General features: G+C 59.2%; 14 protein-coding genes and 1 riboswitch. Of the genes, 4 read left to right on the forward strand and 10 right to left on the reverse strand.

Annotation, left to right across the window (positions count from 1 at the left end; translation table 11 throughout):
- Positions 1–8: 8 nt before the first annotated feature.
- The 5 genes from rapA to araB form a co-directional block, all read right to left on the reverse strand.
- The gene (gene rapA, locus INF68_RS13915; RefSeq protein ID WP_126786323.1) at positions 9–2,915 is read right to left on the reverse strand and encodes an RNA polymerase-associated protein RapA; all 2,907 of its coding nucleotides are present in this window, start codon (positions 2,913–2,915) and stop codon (positions 9–11) included.
- 128 nt (positions 2,916–3,043) lie between these two features.
- Positions 3,044–5,401: a DNA polymerase II gene (polB, locus tag INF68_RS13920; protein ID WP_126786324.1), complete on the reverse strand. Its 2,358-nt coding sequence runs from the start codon at positions 5,399–5,401 to the stop codon at positions 3,044–3,046.
- A 74-nt stretch (positions 5,402–5,475) separates the two neighbouring features.
- Positions 5,476–6,171: an L-ribulose-5-phosphate 4-epimerase gene (gene araD / locus INF68_RS13925; RefSeq protein WP_126786325.1), complete on the reverse strand. Its 696-nt coding sequence runs from the start codon at positions 6,169–6,171 to the stop codon at positions 5,476–5,478.
- 47 nt (positions 6,172–6,218) lie between these two features.
- Positions 6,219–7,721: an L-arabinose isomerase gene (gene araA, locus INF68_RS13930; RefSeq protein WP_023310371.1), complete on the reverse strand. Its 1,503-nt coding sequence runs from the start codon at positions 7,719–7,721 to the stop codon at positions 6,219–6,221.
- 10 nt (positions 7,722–7,731) lie between these two features.
- Positions 7,732–9,441, reverse strand: coding sequence for a ribulokinase (gene araB, locus INF68_RS13935; RefSeq protein ID WP_126786326.1), 1,710 nt, complete (start codon positions 9,439–9,441; stop codon positions 7,732–7,734).
- Positions 9,442–9,778: 337 nt separating this feature from the next.
- Between araB and araC the strand changes: the two genes are divergently transcribed.
- Together araC and INF68_RS13945 are read left to right on the forward strand one after the other, a co-directional pair.
- Positions 9,779–10,624 (forward strand): arabinose operon transcriptional regulator AraC, encoded by an 846-nt coding sequence (gene araC / locus INF68_RS13940; RefSeq protein ID WP_023310373.1) that lies wholly within the window; start codon positions 9,779–9,781, stop codon positions 10,622–10,624.
- Positions 10,625–10,752: 128 nt separating this feature from the next.
- A complete protein-coding gene (locus INF68_RS13945; RefSeq protein WP_023310374.1) occupies positions 10,753–11,520 on the forward strand; it encodes a DedA family protein in 768 nt (255 codons plus the stop codon).
- Positions 11,521–11,552: 32 nt separating this feature from the next.
- Here the strand turns inward: INF68_RS13945 and thiQ are convergent, their stop codons facing one another.
- The 4 genes from thiQ to sgrR all read right to left on the reverse strand — a co-directional run bounded on the left by thiQ (position 11,553) and on the right by sgrR (position 16,631).
- Positions 11,553–12,254: a thiamine ABC transporter ATP-binding protein ThiQ gene (gene thiQ, locus INF68_RS13950; protein ID WP_126786327.1), complete on the reverse strand. Its 702-nt coding sequence runs from the start codon at positions 12,252–12,254 to the stop codon at positions 11,553–11,555.
- Positions 12,238–13,848, reverse strand: a complete 1,611-nt coding sequence (gene thiP / locus INF68_RS13955; protein WP_045400990.1) for a thiamine/thiamine pyrophosphate ABC transporter permease ThiP — start codon at positions 13,846–13,848, stop codon at positions 12,238–12,240. The genes thiQ and thiP overlap by 17 nt, the downstream gene beginning before the upstream one ends.
- On the reverse strand, positions 13,824–14,807 hold the full coding sequence (gene thiB / locus INF68_RS13960; protein WP_126786328.1) for a thiamine ABC transporter substrate binding subunit: 984 nt from the start codon (positions 14,805–14,807) through the stop codon (positions 13,824–13,826). The genes thiP and thiB overlap by 25 nt, the downstream gene beginning before the upstream one ends.
- A gap of 31 nt (positions 14,808–14,838) precedes the next feature.
- Positions 14,839–14,939, reverse strand: a riboswitch (TPP riboswitch).
- A gap of 36 nt (positions 14,940–14,975) precedes the next feature.
- On the reverse strand, positions 14,976–16,631 hold the full coding sequence (gene sgrR, locus INF68_RS13965; protein WP_121932484.1) for an HTH-type transcriptional regulator SgrR: 1,656 nt from the start codon (positions 16,629–16,631) through the stop codon (positions 14,976–14,978).
- An 88-nt stretch (positions 16,632–16,719) separates the two neighbouring features.
- Between sgrR and sgrT the strand changes: the two genes are divergently transcribed.
- Complete coding sequence (gene sgrT / locus INF68_RS13970) at positions 16,720–16,872, forward strand: glucose uptake inhibitor SgrT (protein WP_023310379.1); 153 nt, start codon at positions 16,720–16,722, stop codon at positions 16,870–16,872.
- Between the two features lie 119 nt (positions 16,873–16,991).
- Positions 16,992–18,170 (forward strand): sugar efflux transporter, encoded by a 1,179-nt coding sequence (locus INF68_RS13975; protein ID WP_126786329.1) that lies wholly within the window; start codon positions 16,992–16,994, stop codon positions 18,168–18,170.
- Positions 18,171–18,218: 48 nt separating this feature from the next.
- Here INF68_RS13975 and INF68_RS13980 read toward each other — a convergent pair whose 3' ends face one another.
- Positions 18,219–18,800: a cytochrome b/b6 domain-containing protein gene (locus tag INF68_RS13980; protein WP_045400998.1), complete on the reverse strand. Its 582-nt coding sequence runs from the start codon at positions 18,798–18,800 to the stop codon at positions 18,219–18,221.
- Positions 18,801–18,806 lie beyond the last annotated feature (6 nt).

Raw genomic sequence — 18,806 nt, forward strand, 5'->3', positions numbered from 1 at the left:
CGCTCCGTTTACTGATGCGTCACAACGATAAGACGCAGGGCATCCAGACGCCAGCCAGCCTGATTCAGGCTTTCCAGCACCTGCTGACGGTTGCTTTCAATCGCCGCCAGCTCGTCGTCACGGATGTTCGGGTTGACGGCTTTTAACGCCTCCAGACGGGACAGCTCCGCAGACAGTTTCTCGTCGGCTTCACTGCGCGCGGCCTCAATCAGCGCTCTGGCCGCTTTTTCAATCTGGGTTTCGCCCAGTTGCAGAATCGCGTGCACATCCTGCTGTACCGCGTTCACCAGCTTGCTGCCCGTATGGCGGTTTACCGCGCTCAGCTGTCGGTTGAAACTCTCGAATTCAACCTGTCCTGCCAGGTTCGTGCCGTTTTTGTCCAGCAGCAGGCGGACGGGCGTTGGCGGCAGGAAGCGGGTGAGCTGCAGCTGTTTCGGCGCCTGCGCTTCCACAACGTAGATCAGCTCTACCAGCAGGGTGCCCACCGGCAGCGCCTTGTTTTTCAACAGGGAGATAGTGCTACTGCCGGTATCGCCGGAGAGAATCAGGTCCAGCCCGTTGCGGATCAGCGGGTGTTCCCAGGTGATAAACTGGGCATCTTCGCGGGACAGCGCCACGTCACGCTCAAAGGTGATGGTACAGCCATCTTCCGGCAGGCCCGGGAAATCCGGAACCAGCATGTGATCGGACGGGGTCAGGACAATCAGGTTCTCGCCGCGATCGTCCTGGTTGATGCCGACGATGTCGAACAGGTTCATGGAGAAGCCGATCAGGCTGGTGTCATCATCTTGCTCTTCAATGCTCTCGGCAAGCGCCTGCGCTTTTTCACCGCCGTTGGAGTGGATCTCCAGCAGGCGGTCACGCCCTTGCTCCAGCTGCGCTTTCAGCGCGTCGTGCCTCTCACGGCAGGACTTGATCAGCTCATCAAACCCTTCCGCGTTTTCCGGCGCGGCCAGGTAGCCGATCAGATCGCCATGCACTTGATCATAAATGGTGCGGCCCGTCGGGCAGGTATGTTCAAACGCGTCCAGACCTTCGTGGAACCAGCGTACCAGCACGGACTGCGCGGTTTTTTCGAGATACGGCACGTGGATCTGAATATCATGCGCCTGACCGATACGATCCAGACGGCCGATACGCTGCTCGAGCAGATCCGGGTTAAACGGCAGATCGAACATCACCAGGTTGCTGGCGAACTGGAAGTTACGGCCTTCAGAGCCGATTTCCGAGCACAGCAGAACCTGTGCGCCGCTGTCCTCTTCCCCGAACCACGCCGCGGCGCGGTCGCGCTCGACGATGGACATGCCTTCGTGGAACACGGCGGCGCGAATGCCTTCACGCTCGCGCAAAACCTGCTCCAGCTGCAGCGCGGTGGCCGCTTTGGCGCAGATCACCAGCACTTTCTGGGAGCGGTGCGCGGTCAGGTAGCCCATCAGCCACTCCACGCGCGGATCGAAGTTCCACCAGGTGCCGGTATCGCCTTCAAACTCCTGGTAGATTTGTTCCGGATAAAGCATGTCGCGGGCGCGCTCTTCCTGAGTTTTGCGCGCCCCCATAATGCCGGAGACTTTAATCGCCGTCTGATACTGCGTCGGCAGCGGCAGCTTAATCGTATGCAGCTCGCGTTTCGGGAAGCCTTTGACGCCGTTACGGGTGTTTCGGAACAGCACGCGGCTGGTGCCGTGGCGATCCATCAGCATGTCGATCAGCTCTTTACGCGCGGATTCCGCGTTGTCGCTGTCGCTGTTCGCAGCCTGCAAAAGCGGCTCGATATCCTGCTCGCCAATCAGATCGCTCAGGGTGTTGAGTTCGTCATCAGAAAGACGCTTGCCCGCCAGCAGCATGGCGACGGCATCCGCGACCGGACGGTAGTTATTCTGTTCTTCCACGAACTGCGCAAAGTCGTGGAAACGGTTTGGATCGAGCAGGCGCAAGCGGGCGAAGTGGCTTTCCAGACCAAGCTGCTCCGGCGTTGCGGTCAGCAGCAGAACGCCAGGCACGCGCTCGGCAAGCTGCTCGATAGCCATGTATTCGCGGCTCGGCGAGTCTTCGCTCCAGACCAGATGGTGCGCTTCGTCAACAACCATAATGTCCCACTCGGCATCGCACAGGTGCTCAAGACGCTGCTTGCTGCGGCGCACGAAGTCCAGGGAGCAAATAACCAGCTGTTCGGTTTCAAACGGGTTGTCGGCGTCGTGCTGCGCTTCGGCATAGCGTTCGTCATCGAACAGAGAGAAACGCAGGTTAAAGCGGCGCAGCATTTCAACCAGCCACTGGTGCTGCAGGGTTTCTGGCACCACGATCAGCACGCGTTCTGCAGCGCCGGAAAGCAGCTGTTGATGCAGGATCATGCCCGCTTCGATGGTTTTACCCAGACCCACTTCATCTGCCAGCAGCACGCGCGGCGCGTGACGACGGCCCACGTCGTGGGCGATGTTCAGCTGGTGGGGGATCAGGCTGGTGCGCTGGCCGCGCAGGCCGCTCCACGGCATGCGGTACTGTTCACTCTGGAACTTACGCGCGCGATAGCGCAGCGAGAAGCGATCCATACGGTCGATTTGCCCGGCAAACAGGCGGTCCTGCGGCTTGCTGAACACCAGCTTGCTGTCGAGCAGCACTTCACGCAGGACGACATTGGTCTCGTCGGTGTCCAGACGAGTTCCGATGTAGGCGAGCAGTCCATTCTCTTCTTTTACGTCTTCAATCTTGAGCTGCCAGCCGTCATGGCTGGTCACGGTGTCACCCGGATTAAACATCACGCGGGTTACAGGGGAGTCATTGCGAGCGTACAGACGGTTTTCACCGGTGGCAGGGAAGAGGAGGGTAACCATACGCGTATCGATAGCTACGACGGTTCCTAATCCAAGTTCGCTTTCTGTATCGCTGATCCAGCGTTGACCAAGTGTAAAAGGCATAGTTGTTCGGCTCTAATCTTTAATTGCAGGCAATAGTTCGACTACCGTCAAAAAAGACGGTTATCGAAAAATGGGTCCGGGAATGGAAAGGGCGCTATGGTACTGGATGGCAGCCATTTCGTCACGCGTCAAAATAGGCCAAGTTGCCCTGTCACTAGTGTAGCAAAATCATCGTCGATGAAGGGCAAAATTCCGTCGGCAACCGGCTGAAGCTGACGCGTCAGATAGTGTTCGTAATCCAGAGGAGAATGCTGATAATCCACGGGTTCCGGGCCGCTAATGGTCCAGACGTATTTAATGGTTCCCCGGTTTTGATACTGCGGCGCGCGGCCGCGGCGGACGTTTTCTTCATCCGCCAGACGCGCGGCGCGTACGTGCGGAGGAACGTTGCGCTGGTACTCCGCCAGCGGGCGGCGCAGGCGCTTGCGGTACACCAGCTGCGCGTCAAGTTCGCCCGCCATCAGGCTGGCTATCGTCTCGCGCACGTAGTCCTGATACGGCTCATTGCGAAACACCCGCAGATAGAGCGTCTGCTGGAACTGCTGCGCCAGCGGCGTCCAGTCGGTACGTACCGTCTCCAGCCCTTTAAAAACCATCCGCTGCGCGTCGCCTTCCTGAATCAGCCCGGCGTAGCGCTTCTTGCTGCCCTGATCGGTGCCGCGAATGGTGGGCATTAAAAAGCGGGCGAAATGGGTTTCAAATTCCAGCTCCAGCGCGCTGGTTAACCGCTCTTTCTGCAAATGTTCCTGCCACCAGTCGTTCACGAAGGCGACCAGCGCTTTGCCGATTTGCGCGGCGTCGTCTTCTGAATGCGCGCCCTTAAGCCACACAAAGGTGGAGTCCGTGTCGCCGTAGATGACGTCATAGCCCCGGGACTCAATCAGCGCTTTGGTCTGGCGCATGATCTCGTGCCCGCGCATGGTGATCGAGGAGGCCAGACGTGGATCAAAGAAGCGGCAGGCGCTGGTGCCCAGCACGCCGTAAAAAGCATTCATAATGATTTTTAGCGCCTGAGAAAGGGGCTTGTTGCCGTGGCGCTTGGCCTCATCGCGGCCGTGCCAGATGTTTCCCACGATTTCAGGCAGACAGTGTTTTTCCCGCGAGAAGCGTGCGCCGAGGAAACCTTCCGTGCTGTGCTCATCATCCGGCTGGGCCATGCCCTCAACCAGCCCGACGGGATCGATGAGGAAGGTGCGGATGATCGACGGGTAGAGGCTTTTGTAGTCCAGCACCAGAACGGAGTCATACAATCCAGGCCGGGAGTCCATGACGTAGCCACCTGGGCTGGCCTGCGGCGGCACGTCCCCGAGGTTGGGGGCGATGTATCCCGCCCGGTGCATGCGCGGAAAATAGAGGTGGCTAAAGGCCGCTACGGAGCCGCGGTGCCTGTCTGCCGCCAGGCCGTTTACCGTCGCGCGCTCCAGCAGGAACGGCATAATCTCGGTTTTGTGGAAAATCTGCGTGACCAGCTCGCAGTCTTTCAGGTTATAGGTGGCAAGCGCCGGTTTATCTTCATTAAAGCGCCGGTCGATCTCGTCCATTCTGTCCCAGGGGTTGTCGATGGATTTACCTTCGCCAAGCAGCTCCTGCGCGACGGCTTCCAGAGAGAAAGAGGAGAAATTCCAGAAGGCGGACTTAAGCGCCTCGATGCCGTCGATAATCAGGCGACCGTTAGCCTGCGCGAAGAAAACGCCGTTCTTAAAACCGTGTTCGCGCCATTCCAGCTCGCTGTTTCCGCGCCCCAGCATCAGCGGGATGCGGTAGCGCTCGGCGTGCTTTTGCAGCACGCGCAGGTCGAACTGCACCACGTTCCAGCCGATCAGGACGTCGGGGTCGTTGTCGGCAAACCACTGGTTAAGCTTCTCCAGCAGCTGCGGGCGGCTGTTGACGTACTCAAGCCGGAAATCCAGCGCGGAGGCATCGCCATTCGGCGGCCCGAGCATATAGACAACACGATCGCCGCAGCCTTCCAGACCGATGCAGTACAGTTCACCGTGGCGGGTGGTTTCGATATCCAGAGAGACCCACTTCAGCGGCGGGCGGTAGTGCGGATTGGGCTTCAGGCGCGCGTTAACGAGGCTGCCGCTATGCGCGGTGCCGTCGACCCAGACGGGGGCGGTAATAAACCGCTCCATCAGAAAGCGTTCCGGTGGGCGGATATCCGCCTCGTAGAGAGTCACGCCCGCCTCGCGGAGCAGCTTTTCATAGCGCATCAGCTGGCGATGGGCGCGACAGTAGAGGCCGTAAACCGGCTGGCGGTGGAAATCTTTCAGCTCAAGCGGGGTGATGCGCCAGCCGTTTTCGCCGCGCAGCAGCTGCTTCACCTTCTCGACGTTGGCTTCAGGAATAAAGGCAACGGATTCCTGCGGGGGCAGCGTAACGTGCAGCGGACCGCTGTCGGTTGCCAGCCAGAACGCGACCTCGGTGCCCTGAGGGGTATCCCGCCAGTGTCGGGTCAGTAAAAAACCTTCTTGCGCCTGCGCCACGCCGTTATCCCAGAAAACAAAACCAGGCCTGATTATAGCCTGGTTAAGAATTTAATGCTGGGTTTATATACAGTCTACTGACCGTAATAGGCCTTCGCGCCGTGCTTGCGCAGGTAATGCTTATCCAGCAGGGTTTGCTGCATATCCGGCAGCTGCGGCGCCAGCTGGCGACAGAAGATCCCCATATAGGCGACCTCTTCGAGCACGATGGCGTTATGCACCGCGTCTTCTGCGTTTTTACCCCAGGCAAACGGGCCGTGGGAGTGCACCAGCACGCCGGGCATCTGCGCCGCGTCGATCCCCTGTTTTTCGAAGGTTTCGACAATCACATTCCCCGTTTCCCACTCGTACTCACCGTTAATCTCAGCATCGGTCATCAGACGCGTGCAGGGAATGGTGCCGTAGAAGTAGTCCGCGTGGGTGGTGCCGGTCGCCGGGATGGAATGGCCCGCCTGCGCCCAGATGGTGGCGTGGCGCGAATGGGTATGCACGATGCCGCCGATGGTCGGGAATGACCGGTACAGCAGGCGGTGAGTCGGCGTATCGGAGGACGGTTTTTTCTTACCTTCGACCACTTCGCCGGTCTCGAGGCTGACTACGACCATATCGTCTGCGGTCATCACCGTGTAATCCACTCCGGAAGGCTTAATCACGAACACGCCTTTTTCGCGGTCAACGGCGCTGACGTTGCCCCATGTCAGGGTGACCAGATTATGTTTCGGCAGCGCCAGGTTGGCTTCGAGCACCTGACGTTTGAGATCGTCTAACATCGTTATCTCCCTGCCCGGTGAGCGTAGCGTCACCGGGCATTCCGTACTTAGCGTTTTGAACCGTAATAGACTTCGTTCCAGCGCAGCGCGTCTTTGAAGGCGGGCAGGCGGGTATCGTTATCAATGACGGTCAGCTCGATGTCGTGCAGCTCGGCGAACTGACGCATGTCGTTCAGATCCAGCGCGTGGCTGAACACCGTATGGTGCGCGCCGCCGGCCAGGATCCAGGCCTCTGAGGCGGTTGGCAGGTCAGGCTGTGCTTTCCACAGGGCGTTGGCGACCGGCAGTTTCGGCAGCGAGTGCGGCGTTTCAACCGCATCGACGCAGTTCACCAGCAGGCGGAAGCGATCGCCAAGGTCGATCAGGCTGGCGTTGATGGCCGGGCCCGTACGGGTGTTGAAGATCAGACGCGCCGGATCCGCTTTGCCGCCGATGCCGAGGTACTGCACGTCGAGGATCGGTTTCTCTTCCACGGCGATCGTCGGGCACACTTCCAGCATGTGCGAGCCGAGCACCAGGTCATTGCCGTTTTCGAAGTGGTAGGTGTAGTCCTCCATGAAGGAGGTGCCGCCCTGCAGACCGGTTGACATCACCTTCATGATGCGAAGCAGAGCGGCAGTTTTCCAGTCGCCTTCGCCCGCAAAGCCGTAACCCTGCTGCATCAGACGTTGAACCGCCAGACCCGGCAGCTGTTTCAGGCCGTGGAGGTCTTCAAAGGTAGTGGTAAAGGCGTGGAAGCCGCCCTGTTCCAGGAAGCGCTTCATGCCCAGCTCGATGCGCGCCGCGTCCAGCACGTTCTGGCGCTTGTCGCCGTTGATTTGTGCCGCAGGCGTCAGGCGGTAGCTGCTTTCGTACTCGTCCACCAGCGCGCTCACGTCGCCGTCGCTGATTTCATTCACCACCTGCACCAGGTCGCCCACGGCCCAGGTATTCACCGAGAAGCCGAACTTGATCTGCGCGGCCACTTTATCGCCGTCGGTGACCGCCACTTCACGCATGTTGTCGCCAAAACGCACCACTTTCAGATGGCGGGTATCCTGTTTGGATACTGCCTGGCGCATCCAGGAGCCGATACGCTGTTGCGCTTTGCCATCCTGCCAGTGGCCGGTGACCACCGCGTGCTGCTGGCGCATACGCGCGCCGATGAAGCCGAACTCGCGGCCGCCGTGCGCGGTCTGGTTCAGGTTCATAAAGTCCATGTCGATGCTGTCCCACGGCAGGGAGGCGTTGAACTGGGTGTGGAACTGCAGCAGCGGTTTGTTGAGGATAGACAGGCCGTTGATCCACATTTTGGCGGGTGAGAAGGTGTGCAGCCACACCACCAGACCGGCGCATTTATCGTCGTAGTTGGCGTCGCGGCAGATGTGGGTAATTTCGTCCGGCGTGGTGCCCAACGGTTTCAGCACCAGTTTGCACGGCAGTTTAGCTTCCGCGTTCAGCGCGTTAACGACGTGCTCCGCGTGTTTCGTCACCTGCTGCAGCGCTTCCGGTCCGTACAGATGCTGGCTGCCAATCACAAACCACACTTCATAGTTATTAAAAATGGTCATCATCGTGTCCTTAATGGGTCAGGGTTGCCGTAGTGTCCGCGGTGCTTTTGGCCGGGGCGGCGACAGGGAGATAGTGAAGTTCGGCGCTTTTTGCCCATTGCTGGTAGCGCTGATAAAGCTGTTCAAAGCGCTGTGCCTGCTGGGCGCGCGGCTGGAGCGTGTTTTCGACGGCGCTCGCCATATGCTGCTGTGCGGTCGGGATGTCGGCATGGACCCCCGCGGCCACGGCGGCGAAAATCGCCGCGCCCAGCGCGCAGCACTGATCGGAGGCCACAATCTGCAGCGGACGGTTCAGCACGTCGCAGCAGGCCTGCATGATCACCGGGTTTTTACGGGCAATACCGCCCAGCGCCATCACGTTATTTACGTCGATGCCCTGCCCGGTGAAGCACTCCATAATCGCGCGGGCGCCGAAGGCCGTTGCGGCAATCAGGCCGCCGAACAGCGCAGGCGCGTCGGTTGCCAGGTTGAGATCCGCGATCACCCCTTTCAGACGCTGGTTGGCGAACGGCGTACGACGGCCGTTAAACCAGTCCAGCACCACCGGGAGGTGATCGAGAGACGGATTTTTTGCCCAGGCTTCGGTGAGCTGCGGCAGGAGCTGCTTTTTGCTCTCTGCTATCTGTGTTTTCAGTTCAGGATGCGCCGCCGCCAGCTGGTCCAGCGGCCAGCCGAGCACGCGACCAAACCAGGCATAGATATCGCCAAACGCGGACTGACCGGCTTCCAGACCGATAAAGTCCGGCACCACGCTGCCGTCAACCTGGCCGCAGATGCCTTTCACCGCGCGGTCGCCGACGGTGCCTTTATCCGCCGTCAGGATGTCGCAGGTGGAGGTTCCGATGACTTTGACCAGCGTGTTTGGCTGTGCGCCCGCACCCACGGCGCCCATATGGCAGTCAAAGGCGCCGCCGGAGATGGCCACGTTCTGAGGCAGGCCGAGGCGCGTCGCCCACTCTTCGCAGAGGGTGCCGACCGGAATATCAGCGGTGAAGGTGTCGGTAAACAGCGGGTACGTCAGGCTCTTGTTGATGATCGGATCGAGCTCGTCGAAGAACGTGGCCGGAGGCAGACCGCCCCAGCTTTCGTGCCACAGGGATTTATGCCCGGCGCTGCAGCGGCCGCGGCGGATATCCTGCGGGCGAGTGGTGCCGGAGAGCAGGGCAGGCACCCAGTCGCACAGCTCAACCCATGACGCCGCAGCCTGCGCAACGGCTGCGTCGGCACGGGTGACGTGGAGGATCTTGGCCCAGAACCATTCGCTGGAGTAAATCCCGCCGATGTAGCGCGAGTAGTCCGTTTTGCCCGGCTGATGGCACAGGCGGGTAATGGCTTCGGCCTCTTCCACGGCGGTATGGTCTTTCCACAGCACGAACATGGCGTTCGGGTTGTCGGCAAACTCCGGGCGCAGCGCCAGCACGCGGCCTTCGGCATCCACAGGGGCTGGCGTGGAGCCGGTGCTGTCGACGCCAATGCCGACAATCTCAGCCCGCTGGGCGTCGGTCAGTTCGGCCAGGACGGTTTTGATCGCCGCTTCCATAGACTCGATATAGTCACGCGGGTGGTGACGGAACTGGTTGTTAGGCGCATCGCAGTAGCGCCCCTCTTGCCAGCGCGGGTACCACTCAACGCTGGTTGCTATCTCCTGGCCGGACGTACAGTCCACTGCCAGCGCGCGAACCGAATCGCTGCCAAAATCGAGGCCAATCGCAATTGCCATGGTGTTGCTCCATCGAAAAAACAGGTATGGAAGAACATTAGAGACTGGGGAAAAAAGTCGTCAGGCAGGATCCGCTAATCTTATGGACTAAATTGCTGTTACAACGGAAAGTGTGACGCCGTGCAAATATTCAATGTGGACATTTCTGCCGCACTTATAGACACTTTTGTTACTGGTTATCTGCCTGCTCTGGCGGAGAAATCAGGGGGAAAGGCTGAAACATGGCGGACGTAAAAGCGGCGTGATGCTTTTTGGATCTTTTCGCGGGCCATTTTAAAGCTGCTTTTAGTGATATGGACAATTGGTTTCCTTCAGGACCCTTGGGAGAACTGAATCTATGGCCGAAACGCAAAACGATCCCCTGCTGCCGGGATACTCGTTTAACGCGCACCTTGTGGCGGGACTGACCCCTATCGAGGCTGAGGGATACCTCGACTTTTACGTCGACCGACCGCTCGGCATGAAAGGGTATATCCTCAATCTGACCGTGCGAGGAGAAGGGATCATCAAAAACGGTGACCAGCAGTTTGTCTGCCGCCCCGGCGATATCCTGCTGTTCCCGCCGGGGGAGATCCACCACTATGGCCGTCATCCGGATGCCAAAGAGTGGTATCACCAGTGGGTCTATTTCCGTCCGCGCGCCTACTGGCAGGAGTGGCTTTCGTGGCCAGCTATTTTTGCGCACACCGGTTTTTATCGCCCGGATGAGGTTCATCTGGCGCAGTTTCGCGAGCTTTTTGCGCAGATTATCGAGGCGGGACAGGCCGGCGGTCGTTACGCTGAACTGCTGGCGATTAACCTGCTTGAACAGCTGCTGCTGCGACGGATGGAGGCGATTAACGAGTCGCTTAACCCCCCGCTGGACAACCGCGTGCGCGACGCCTGCCAGTACATCAGCGACCACCTGGCCGATAGCCAGTTTGATATCGCCAGCGTTGCCCAGCACGTCTGCCTGTCGCCGTCGCGGCTGTCGCATCTGTTCCGCCAGCAGTTGGGCGTCAGCGTATTGAGCTGGCGAGAGGATCAGCGCATCAGCCAGGCAAAGCTACTGCTCAGCACCACCCGGATGCCGATTGCCACCGTCGGACGCAACGTGGGCTTCGAGGATCAGCTCTATTTCTCCCGGGTATTTAAAAAATGCACCGGTGCCAGCCCGAGCGAATTCCGCGCGGGATGTGAATAAACGGTAAAAAAAGATAAACAAACAGGTGAATGCAGAAAGCAACCTGTAAACTATTCAGACAATTGTTGCCTTGACGCGGTGCGGGGCGCTAAGCAGAATCGCTGATTCGTTTTCTGACCGGAATAGTTATGCAGGCATTGCTGGAACACTTTATTACCCAGTCCGTTATGTACTCGCTCATCGCCGTGGCGCTGGTGGCGTTTCTGGAATCGCTGGCGCTGGTTGGGCTGATCCTGCCCGGCACCGTGATGATGGCCGGGCTTGGGGCGCTGATTGGCAGCGGCGAGGTTAATTTCTGGCAGGCGTGGCTGGCCGGGATTATCGGCTGCCTGCTCGGCGACTGGATCTCCTTCTGGCTGGGCTGGCGCTTTAAGAAGCCGCTGCACCGCTGGTCGTTCATGAAAAAGAACAAAGCCTTGCTGGATAAAACCGAGCATGCGCTGCATCAGCACAGCATGTTTACCATCCTCGTCGGCCGCTTTGTCGGGCCAACGCGTCCGCTGGTGCCGATGGTGGCGGGAATGCTGGATCTGCCCGTCGCGAAATTCGTGGTGCCGAACATTATTGGCTGCGTCTTCTGGCCGCCATTCTATTTCCTGCCGGGGATCCTCGCGGGCGCGGCCATCGATATTCCTGACGGTATGCAAAGCGGCGAGTTTAAGTGGCTGCTGCTGGGCACGGCTGTGCTGCTGTGGCTGGCGGCATGGCTCTGCTGGCGGCTGTGGCGCAGCGCGAAAGCCAGCGTCGATCGTCTGACGCGCTATCTTCCGCGCACTCGCCTGCTCTGGCTGGCCCCGCTGACGCTGGGTGTGGCCGTGGTGGCGCTGGTCGCGCTGATCCGCCACCCGCTGATGCCGGTGTACGGCGAGATTTTATTAAAAGTGGTGAGCCGTTAACGACGATTTCCCTCTCCCTGTGGGAGAGGGCATCAGACGGCACGAATGCCCAACAGTGAAGACGCCCCCGCCTTACCGCTCAGCAGTTCTTCTGTTTTTCCATCCCACAAAATACGCCCTTCGGCAACCACCACCGATCGCGGGGCGATGCGGGCAGCATCCTCAATACTGTGTGAAACCATCAGCATCGTCAGCTGCTGGCGCTGACAGACGTCCTGCACCAGGGCGAGCATCTCCTGGCGCAGCGCGGGATCGAGCGCCGAGAACGGCTCATCCAGCAGCAGGATCGGCTGCTCGCGGACCAGACATCGCGCCAGCGCCACGCGCTGACGCTGGCCGCCGGAAAGCTCGCCCGGCAGCCTGTCGATGAACTCGTTGATCCCCATCTGGGCGGCAATGATCTCCAGCTTCTGGCGCTGGGCATCGTTCAGCCTGAGTCCCGGATGCATTCCCAGCGCGATGTTTTGCCGCACCGTCAGGTGGGTAAACAGGTTGTTTTCCTGAAACAGCATTGAGACCGGACGTTTTGCGGGCGGCGTGTGGGTATGATCTTGATTGTTAATGACGATCGCACCGCTTGCCGGCTGCAGAAAACCCGCAATCAGATTAAGCAGCGTGCTTTTTCCCGCGCCGCTTGGGCCAAGCACGGCGATCATCTCCCCCTGGCGCACGGAGAGCGTGAAGCGCATCGGCAGATGCTGGTAAAGCCAGGTTACATCAGTCAGTTTTAACATCACGCCCCGGAAGTTTTTCGATAACGGTAAATAAGGCAAAGCACAGCAGCAGCAGCAGCAGCGCGGTGACCGCGCCGTCCTGACTGCGATAAGAGCCGATCTGCTGATAGAGCCAGTATGGCAGCGTGCGGAAATCGTCATTGCCAAAGAGAGCCACCACGCCAAAATCCCCAATCGACAACACGCAGGCAAACGCCAGCGCCTGCGCCAGCGGGCGTTTTAGCGCGCGGAGTTCGACCACCCTCAGCCGCTGCCAGCCCTGCATACCCAGCGACTGGCACAGCAAACCGTAGCGGCTGTTGACGTCGCGCATCGGGTTTTCCAGCACCTTAAGCGCGTAGGGGATGGCCATTAAGGCGTTGGTAAAAATCACAATGCCATCGGCGCTTTCCGGCAGGCCGATGGTGCTGTTGAACAGTAAAAAGAAGCCCGTCGCCAGCACGATGCCCGGCATCGCCAGAATCAGCATGCCCGTCAGCTCCAGCATTTGCCCGGCCTTACGGGCCTGCCGCGCGTAGAGTTCGCGGCTGCTCCACAGCAGCATCATGGTCAGCATGACGCACAGTAACCCTGCCGCCAGCGCGATACGCAGCGAGGTCCATGTCGCCTGCCAGAGGATGGGCTGTTGCAGGACGGAGATGAGATTGAGGTTCAGTCCGTCAACGATAACGGCCATCAGCGGCGGCAGCAGAAGCAGGAGCGCCAGCGCGATCAGGATAAAATCGATAACGCGGCTGTGCAGGCTGTCCTGCGGATCGCGCCAGCCGGTTATTTGATTACTGCCAGCGGGAATGGCTTTACTCAGCCGCTGGCTCACCAGCACCAGCACAAGGCAGCACGCCATCTGCACCATCGCCAGCAGCGCGGCGCGACCGGGATCGTAGTCGTAACTCAGCGCCTGATAAATCGCCAGCTCAATGGTGGTGGCCTGCGGCCCACCGCCGAGCGACAACACGGTGGCAAAGCTGGCAAAGCAGAGCATAAAGATTAACGCCGCGACGGGCGGGATCTGGCGGCGCAGCCACGGCCATTCGACAAAGCGGAAGAACGACACGCCGCGCATGCCGAGCTGGGCGGCAACCTGACGCTGCTCGCCGGGAATGTTCTCCAGCGCCTGCAAAAAGAGGCGGGTTGCCATCGGCATATTGAAAAACACGTGCGCCAGCAGAATGCCCTGCAGGCCGTAAGGAGAGAATGACCATTCCAGACCAAGCTGGTCGAACAGCGAAGCCAGCCAGCCCTGGCGACCGTAAACGCTGAGGATGCCAAATACCGCCACCAGCACGGGCAGGATCAGCGTCATGGCGCACAGGCGCAGCAGTGCCAGCCTGCCGGGAAAACGCCGCCGATACAGGGCGCGCGCCAGAAAAATGGCCGGAATCACCGACAGCAGGGCTGAAAGCGACGCCTGCCAGAAGGAGAACCGGATAACGTGCCAGAGGTAGCTGTCGTGCCAGAGGGCGAGCAGGTCGCTCTCTGGCGCGTTGAACCACAGTGCAAGAAAAGCCCCCAGGCTGACCGCCACCATCACTGTGGCGGCGAGCAGCCCGGGAAGTAACCAGCCGGGAATCAACGGCTGACGGCGCGTTGCCATTCACTTACCCATGCTGCACGCTGCGCGGCGACCTGCTGCGGCGTAAACTCCAGCGAGGTGTTTGGTTTGGTCAGCTGCTCGAAACCTGCGGGCAGGGTAACGTTAGTGACCGGATACATCCAGTTACCAGCCGGGATGGCATTCTGGAACCCCGGTGAAACCATAAACTTCAGGAACTTCTCGGCCAGCTCCGGCTGTTTGCTGGCGGCGGTACGCGCGGCGACTTCCACCTGCAGATAGTGCCCTTCAGCAAAATTAGCGGCAGCATAGTTTTCTTTCTTCTCGGCGATAATATGGTAGGCCGGAGAGGTGGTGTAGCTCAGCACCAGGTCGCTTTCGCCTTTCAGGAACAGGCCATAGGCTTCGCTCCAGCCTTTGGTGACGGTGACGGTTTTGGCGGCCAGTTTCTGCCACGCCTCCGGGGCTTTATCCCCGTAAACCTTTTGCATCCACAGCAGCAGGCCCAGGCCTGGCGTACTGGTGCGCGGATCTTCATAAATCACGCGCCATTTCTGGTCACTTTCCACCAGCTCTTTCAGGCTCTTCGGCGGGTTTTTCAGCTTATTTTTGTCGTAAACAAAAGCAAAGTAGCCATAGTCGAACGGCACAAAGGTGTCGTTTTTCCAGCCGCCCGGCACGTTAACGGCATCTGCCGCTACGCCGCTTTTGGCAAACAGTTTGGTTTGCGAGGCGGCTTCCAGCAGGTTGTTATCCAGCCCGAGCACCACGTCGGCCTTGCTGTTTTTCCCTTCCATGCGCAGACGGTTGAGCAGCGACACGCCATCTTCCAGCGCCACGAACTTCAGTTCGCAGTTACAGTCCGCTTCAAAGGCTTTTTTAACCACCGGGCCAGGGCCCCAGTCGGCAGAGAAGGAGTCATAGGTGTAGACCGTCAGGACGGGCTTTGCAAAAGCAGGCAGCGCAAACAGCGCCAGCAGGGGAAGAACTTTTTTTAACACTTTGCACCTCAAAGTTGAGTGGCAAAGGATTTTGAGCGACAGCCTCAAATCCCTTCGCCGGCGTTATCCGGATCAGGTTCGACGGGTATTATCTCAGCGCACATCTGTGATGCAGCACCCCGTTGAGAACGGCGCTATTGTAATGATTTGGTGAATATTACGAAAGCGTTATGGCTCTGGCGGCGCAAACCAGGCGGATTTAAAATCAAACCAGCCCAGGGTATTCATCCGGAGGCCGCGCATGCTGCGCTGGCCCTGGATCATCAGCCAGTGGTGGATCAGCGGTACGATCGCCTGCTCGGCCAGCAGCTGCTGGCACCACGCTGCAAGATTCATTTCGCCCGCGCGCCACAGGGCGGCGTCCTGCTGCCAGTCACGGTCGATGCAGTGCTGGATCAGCGGGACTTCATACAAATGCGAGAAAAGGGAAAAATCGAGCGGCAGGGTAAAGTTGGCGCTGTTGAGCCAGATATCACTGGCGATCTCCCCCTGATGCCATTCGTCATAGTCCACTTCCCTGACCTCTAACCTGACCCCCTCGGCTGCCAGCAGCCGGGTCATGATTCTGGCGATAAAACGATGCTCCACGTGCTCGCGGTAGTAGGTCAGGGTGATGGACTCCAGCCCTGCGGGTTTGTCGCAGTGAACCGGGCGGGCGTGGTGCCAGCGCGGAAGCAGGCCGTACGCCGGGAACCAGTATGTCTGGTACTGCTCTTCCGCATGGTAAATCAGATTGGAAGGGGACAAAACGTGGCTAACCCACTTGCGGACGGCCTGGTTTGCCCCACGGTGGGTGCGGCGGTCAAACAGGAGATAGTAACACCCTTCCTCCAGGCGACTCTCCACGGCTTTTTCTCCCGTAGTGGGGCCTTCCAGCGTCAGCCCGCAGCTCAGGTCTTCATTGAGATCCGGCAATACCCAGACGTTCACTTCGTCGATCAGCGCCCGATAGCCAAAGTAGTCGTCGAACGCGCGGATTTTCAGCTGGTTGCTGTTATTGCGGGACACGGAGTAAGGCCCGGTGCCAATCGGCAGGCTGGCAAAGTTGTTCATTGATTCCCACTCGCCGGGCAAAATCATCGACGGCACATAGCCCAGCAGCCAGGGAAGCCACTTATCCTGCTGCGACAGCTCAATATCCAGCGTCCAGGCCGTGGGGGAGTGGACGCGGGAGATATGCGAGTAGAGCGGTAGCTTGCGAGCACGTTCCAGAGAGGCGATGACGTCGTGCATTTCCAGCTCGCGGCCGTGGTGAAAGTGAATGCCGGGGCGTAAAAAAAAGCGCCAGTGGCGCGGAGAAAGCTGCTGCCAGTGGTGCGCGATATCCGCCTCCAGTTCCCCGTTTTCCTCATTTATGCGCGTCAGGCCGCTGAAGATTTGCCGGGCCATGTGGGTTTCAGAGCGGCGTAAGGCCGTGCCGGGCAACAGATTTTTCATTGGACGGTAGTAGAGCACCCGCAGAATGTGTCGGCCCTGACGAAAGCTGCGCCCGAGATGGGAAACCAGCATCTGGCGCACGGCGGCTTTGTCGCCCACCAGCTGTACGAGCTGGTCGATGCGATCCTGCTCGAGCAGATCTTCCGCGCGCTGCTGCTGCAGCGCCAGCCCGGTATAGAGGAAAGTCAGCCGCGAGCGTTTGCCGCGTCCCGCCTCCGCCTCCCAGCTTAACCAACCCTGCTGCTGCATGGTGTTAAGCAGCGTGCGCATATGGCGGCGGGAGCAGCTAAGCAGGTCAGCCAGCTCGTTGAGCGTGGTCTCCTGCGATTGCCCCTCGCAGCACTGCCAGAGGCGGATAAACTGTTGTTGCAGACGACCGGAAGGCATAAAAGGGGAACTCCTGACAAAAAACCAGCAATTTATTTATCCCTATATTAGGCCAATAATTCTCCCCGATGAAGCGAGGAGGTAAATTATGAAGAGGTCTACCGCACGTCAGTTCTATCAGCAGTACTTTTCAGCGACGAAGGGAGCGTCCTGGCTGGCCCGCCGGTGTGCAGAGCAACGGCTGAAAACGTTAGAAGAATTGATGCAGTGGGACGTTACAGCCCCGACCTCTTCCCGCTAACTCGCCTCGATCATGTGTGACTGAGTATTGGTGCTTATCACCCGCCAGCAAAATGTTTTTGCTGGCTTTTTTCGTTTACTATTCACCCAATTTCGATTCGCTTTCACAAGGACTTGCGCATGCTGTGGTTGATGACGATGGGGCGACGCCTGAACGGCGTGTATGCCGCTTTTATGCTGGTGGCCTTTATGATGGGCGTGGCGGGGGCGCTGCAGGCGCCGACGCTGAGCCTGTTTCTCAGCCGCGAGGTGGGGGCGCAGCCGTTTTGGGTCGGCCTGTTTTACACCGTTAACGCCATTGCCGGGATCCTGGTCAGCCTCGCGCTGGCGAAACGATCGGACAGCCAGGGCGATCGCCGCAGGCTGATCCTCTTTTGCTGCGCCATGGCCGTGGGTAACGCGCTGCTCTTTGCCTTCAACCGTCATTATCTGACGCTTATTACCTGCGGCGTGCTGCTGGCGTCGCTGGCGAACACCGCCATGCCGCAGCTGTTCGCGCTGGCCCGTGAATATGCGGATTACTCGGCGCGTGAAGTGGTGATGTTCAGCTCGGTGATGCGCGCCCAGCTTTCGCTGGCGTGGGTCATTGGTCCGCCGCTGGCCTTCATGCTGGCGTTGAACTACGGCTTTACCACCATGTTTTCCATCGCCGCCGGGATTTTTGTCATCAGCCTGGCGCTGATTGCCTTCGCGCTGCCGTCCGTGGCGCGCGTCGAACAGACGACGGATAAACCTGTCACCGAAGTGAGCGGCTGGCAGGACAAAAACGTCCGCATGCTGTTTATTGCCTCCACGCTGATGTGGACCTGCAACACCATGTACATCATCGATATGCCGCTGTGGATCAGCAGCGATCTGGGCCTTCCGGACAAGCTTGCGGGGATCTTAATGGGCACTGCCGCAGGGCTGGAAATCCCGGCAATGATTCTGGCGGGTTACTACGTTAAGCGCTTTGGAAAGCGCAGGATGATGATCGTCGCCGTGGCGGCCGGGGTGCTGTTCTACGTGGGGCTGATCCTTTTCCATTCTCGGGAAGCGTTGCTGGCGCTGCAGCTGTTTAACGCCGTGTTTATTGGGATTGTTGCCGGGATTGGCATGCTCTGGTTTCAGGATCTCATGCCCGGCCGTGCCGGCTCGGCGACCACGCTTTTTACCAACAGTATTTCAACCGGGGTGATCCTGGCGGGCGTGATTCAGGGGGCGCTGGCGCAAAGCTATGGGCATGCGTCTGTCTACTGGATGATTGCGGCGCTGTCCGTCGTGACGCTTTTGCTGACCTGCCGCGTAAAAGACGTGTGATCGGATGAATGAAACGGAGCCCGGGAACGTCGGGCTCCGTGAACCGTTTTATTCTGAATACTGATATTTACGCTGCGCGCGTAGCGTCAGGTACATATGAACGAGGCCCATGAAGCCGTGTGCCCAGAAATATGTCTCAATAAAGACCGTCAGGAATTTATGCAAATCTAAGACGGATTCCGTGACGGACGAAACTGGCCCGAGCGTGGCGTTCAGCACGAACCAGGCCGCGCCGCAGAGTGCAACGCCCAGCAGCGCCAGCACGCCCAGGCCTTGCACCGTTGCCGCCATACCGCCGGCATGCGCGTCAGGAAGCTGACGCTGCGCGAGGGTGCGAATATCGTCAACAATTCCGCGAAAATCCAGCGCCAGCCAGGCGAAGTAATACTTAAATCCGCGCTGGGTTAACATCCATGCCATCATGGCAATGCCACAAAAAATTAAACCAAATCCAGAGATAACATGGATCCAGGTGACAATTCCGTTCAGCCCGGATTCGTGGAGGGCCTCACTTTCGGTGAAATTAGAATTGATAATCTGAGCCAGGACCAGTACGGCCACAAGAATGTGCAGTATGCGAAGAAAAGGCGTTTCTTTATGGGGAAGCGTATCGCGTAATGTTGGTTTCATCGCATT

Source organism: Enterobacter cloacae complex sp. P16RS2, assembly GCF_014982155.1.
Classification (GTDB): domain Bacteria; phylum Pseudomonadota; class Gammaproteobacteria; order Enterobacterales; family Enterobacteriaceae; genus Enterobacter; species Enterobacter cloacae_M.

Bases quoted from the DNA above. Each gene is read 5' to 3' on its own strand.
- rapA (WP_126786323.1), bottom strand. From the start codon at position 2,915: ATGCCTTTTACACTTGGTCAACGCTGGATCAGCGATACAGAAAGCGAA.
- araD (WP_126786325.1), bottom strand. From the start codon at position 6,171: ATGTTAGACGATCTCAAACGTCAGGTGCTCGAAGCCAACCTGGCGCTG.
- araA (WP_023310371.1), bottom strand. From the start codon at position 7,721: ATGACCATTTTTAATAACTATGAAGTGTGGTTTGTGATTGGCAGCCAG.
- araB (WP_126786326.1), bottom strand. From the start codon at position 9,441: ATGGCAATTGCGATTGGCCTCGATTTTGGCAGCGATTCGGTTCGCGCG.
- araC (WP_023310373.1), top strand. From the start codon at position 9,779: ATGGCCGAAACGCAAAACGATCCCCTGCTGCCGGGATACTCGTTTAAC.
- INF68_RS13945 (WP_023310374.1), top strand. From the start codon at position 10,753: ATGCAGGCATTGCTGGAACACTTTATTACCCAGTCCGTTATGTACTCG.
- thiQ (WP_126786327.1), bottom strand. From the start codon at position 12,254: ATGTTAAAACTGACTGATGTAACCTGGCTTTACCAGCATCTGCCGATG.
- thiP (WP_045400990.1), bottom strand. From the start codon at position 13,848: ATGGCAACGCGCCGTCAGCCGTTGATTCCCGGCTGGTTACTTCCCGGG.
- sgrR (WP_121932484.1), bottom strand. From the start codon at position 16,631: ATGCCTTCCGGTCGTCTGCAACAACAGTTTATCCGCCTCTGGCAGTGC.
- sgrT (WP_023310379.1), top strand. From the start codon at position 16,720: ATGAAGAGGTCTACCGCACGTCAGTTCTATCAGCAGTACTTTTCAGCG.
- INF68_RS13975 (WP_126786329.1), top strand. From the start codon at position 16,992: ATGCTGTGGTTGATGACGATGGGGCGACGCCTGAACGGCGTGTATGCC.
- INF68_RS13980 (WP_045400998.1), bottom strand. From the start codon at position 18,800: ATGAAACCAACATTACGCGATACGCTTCCCCATAAAGAAACGCCTTTT.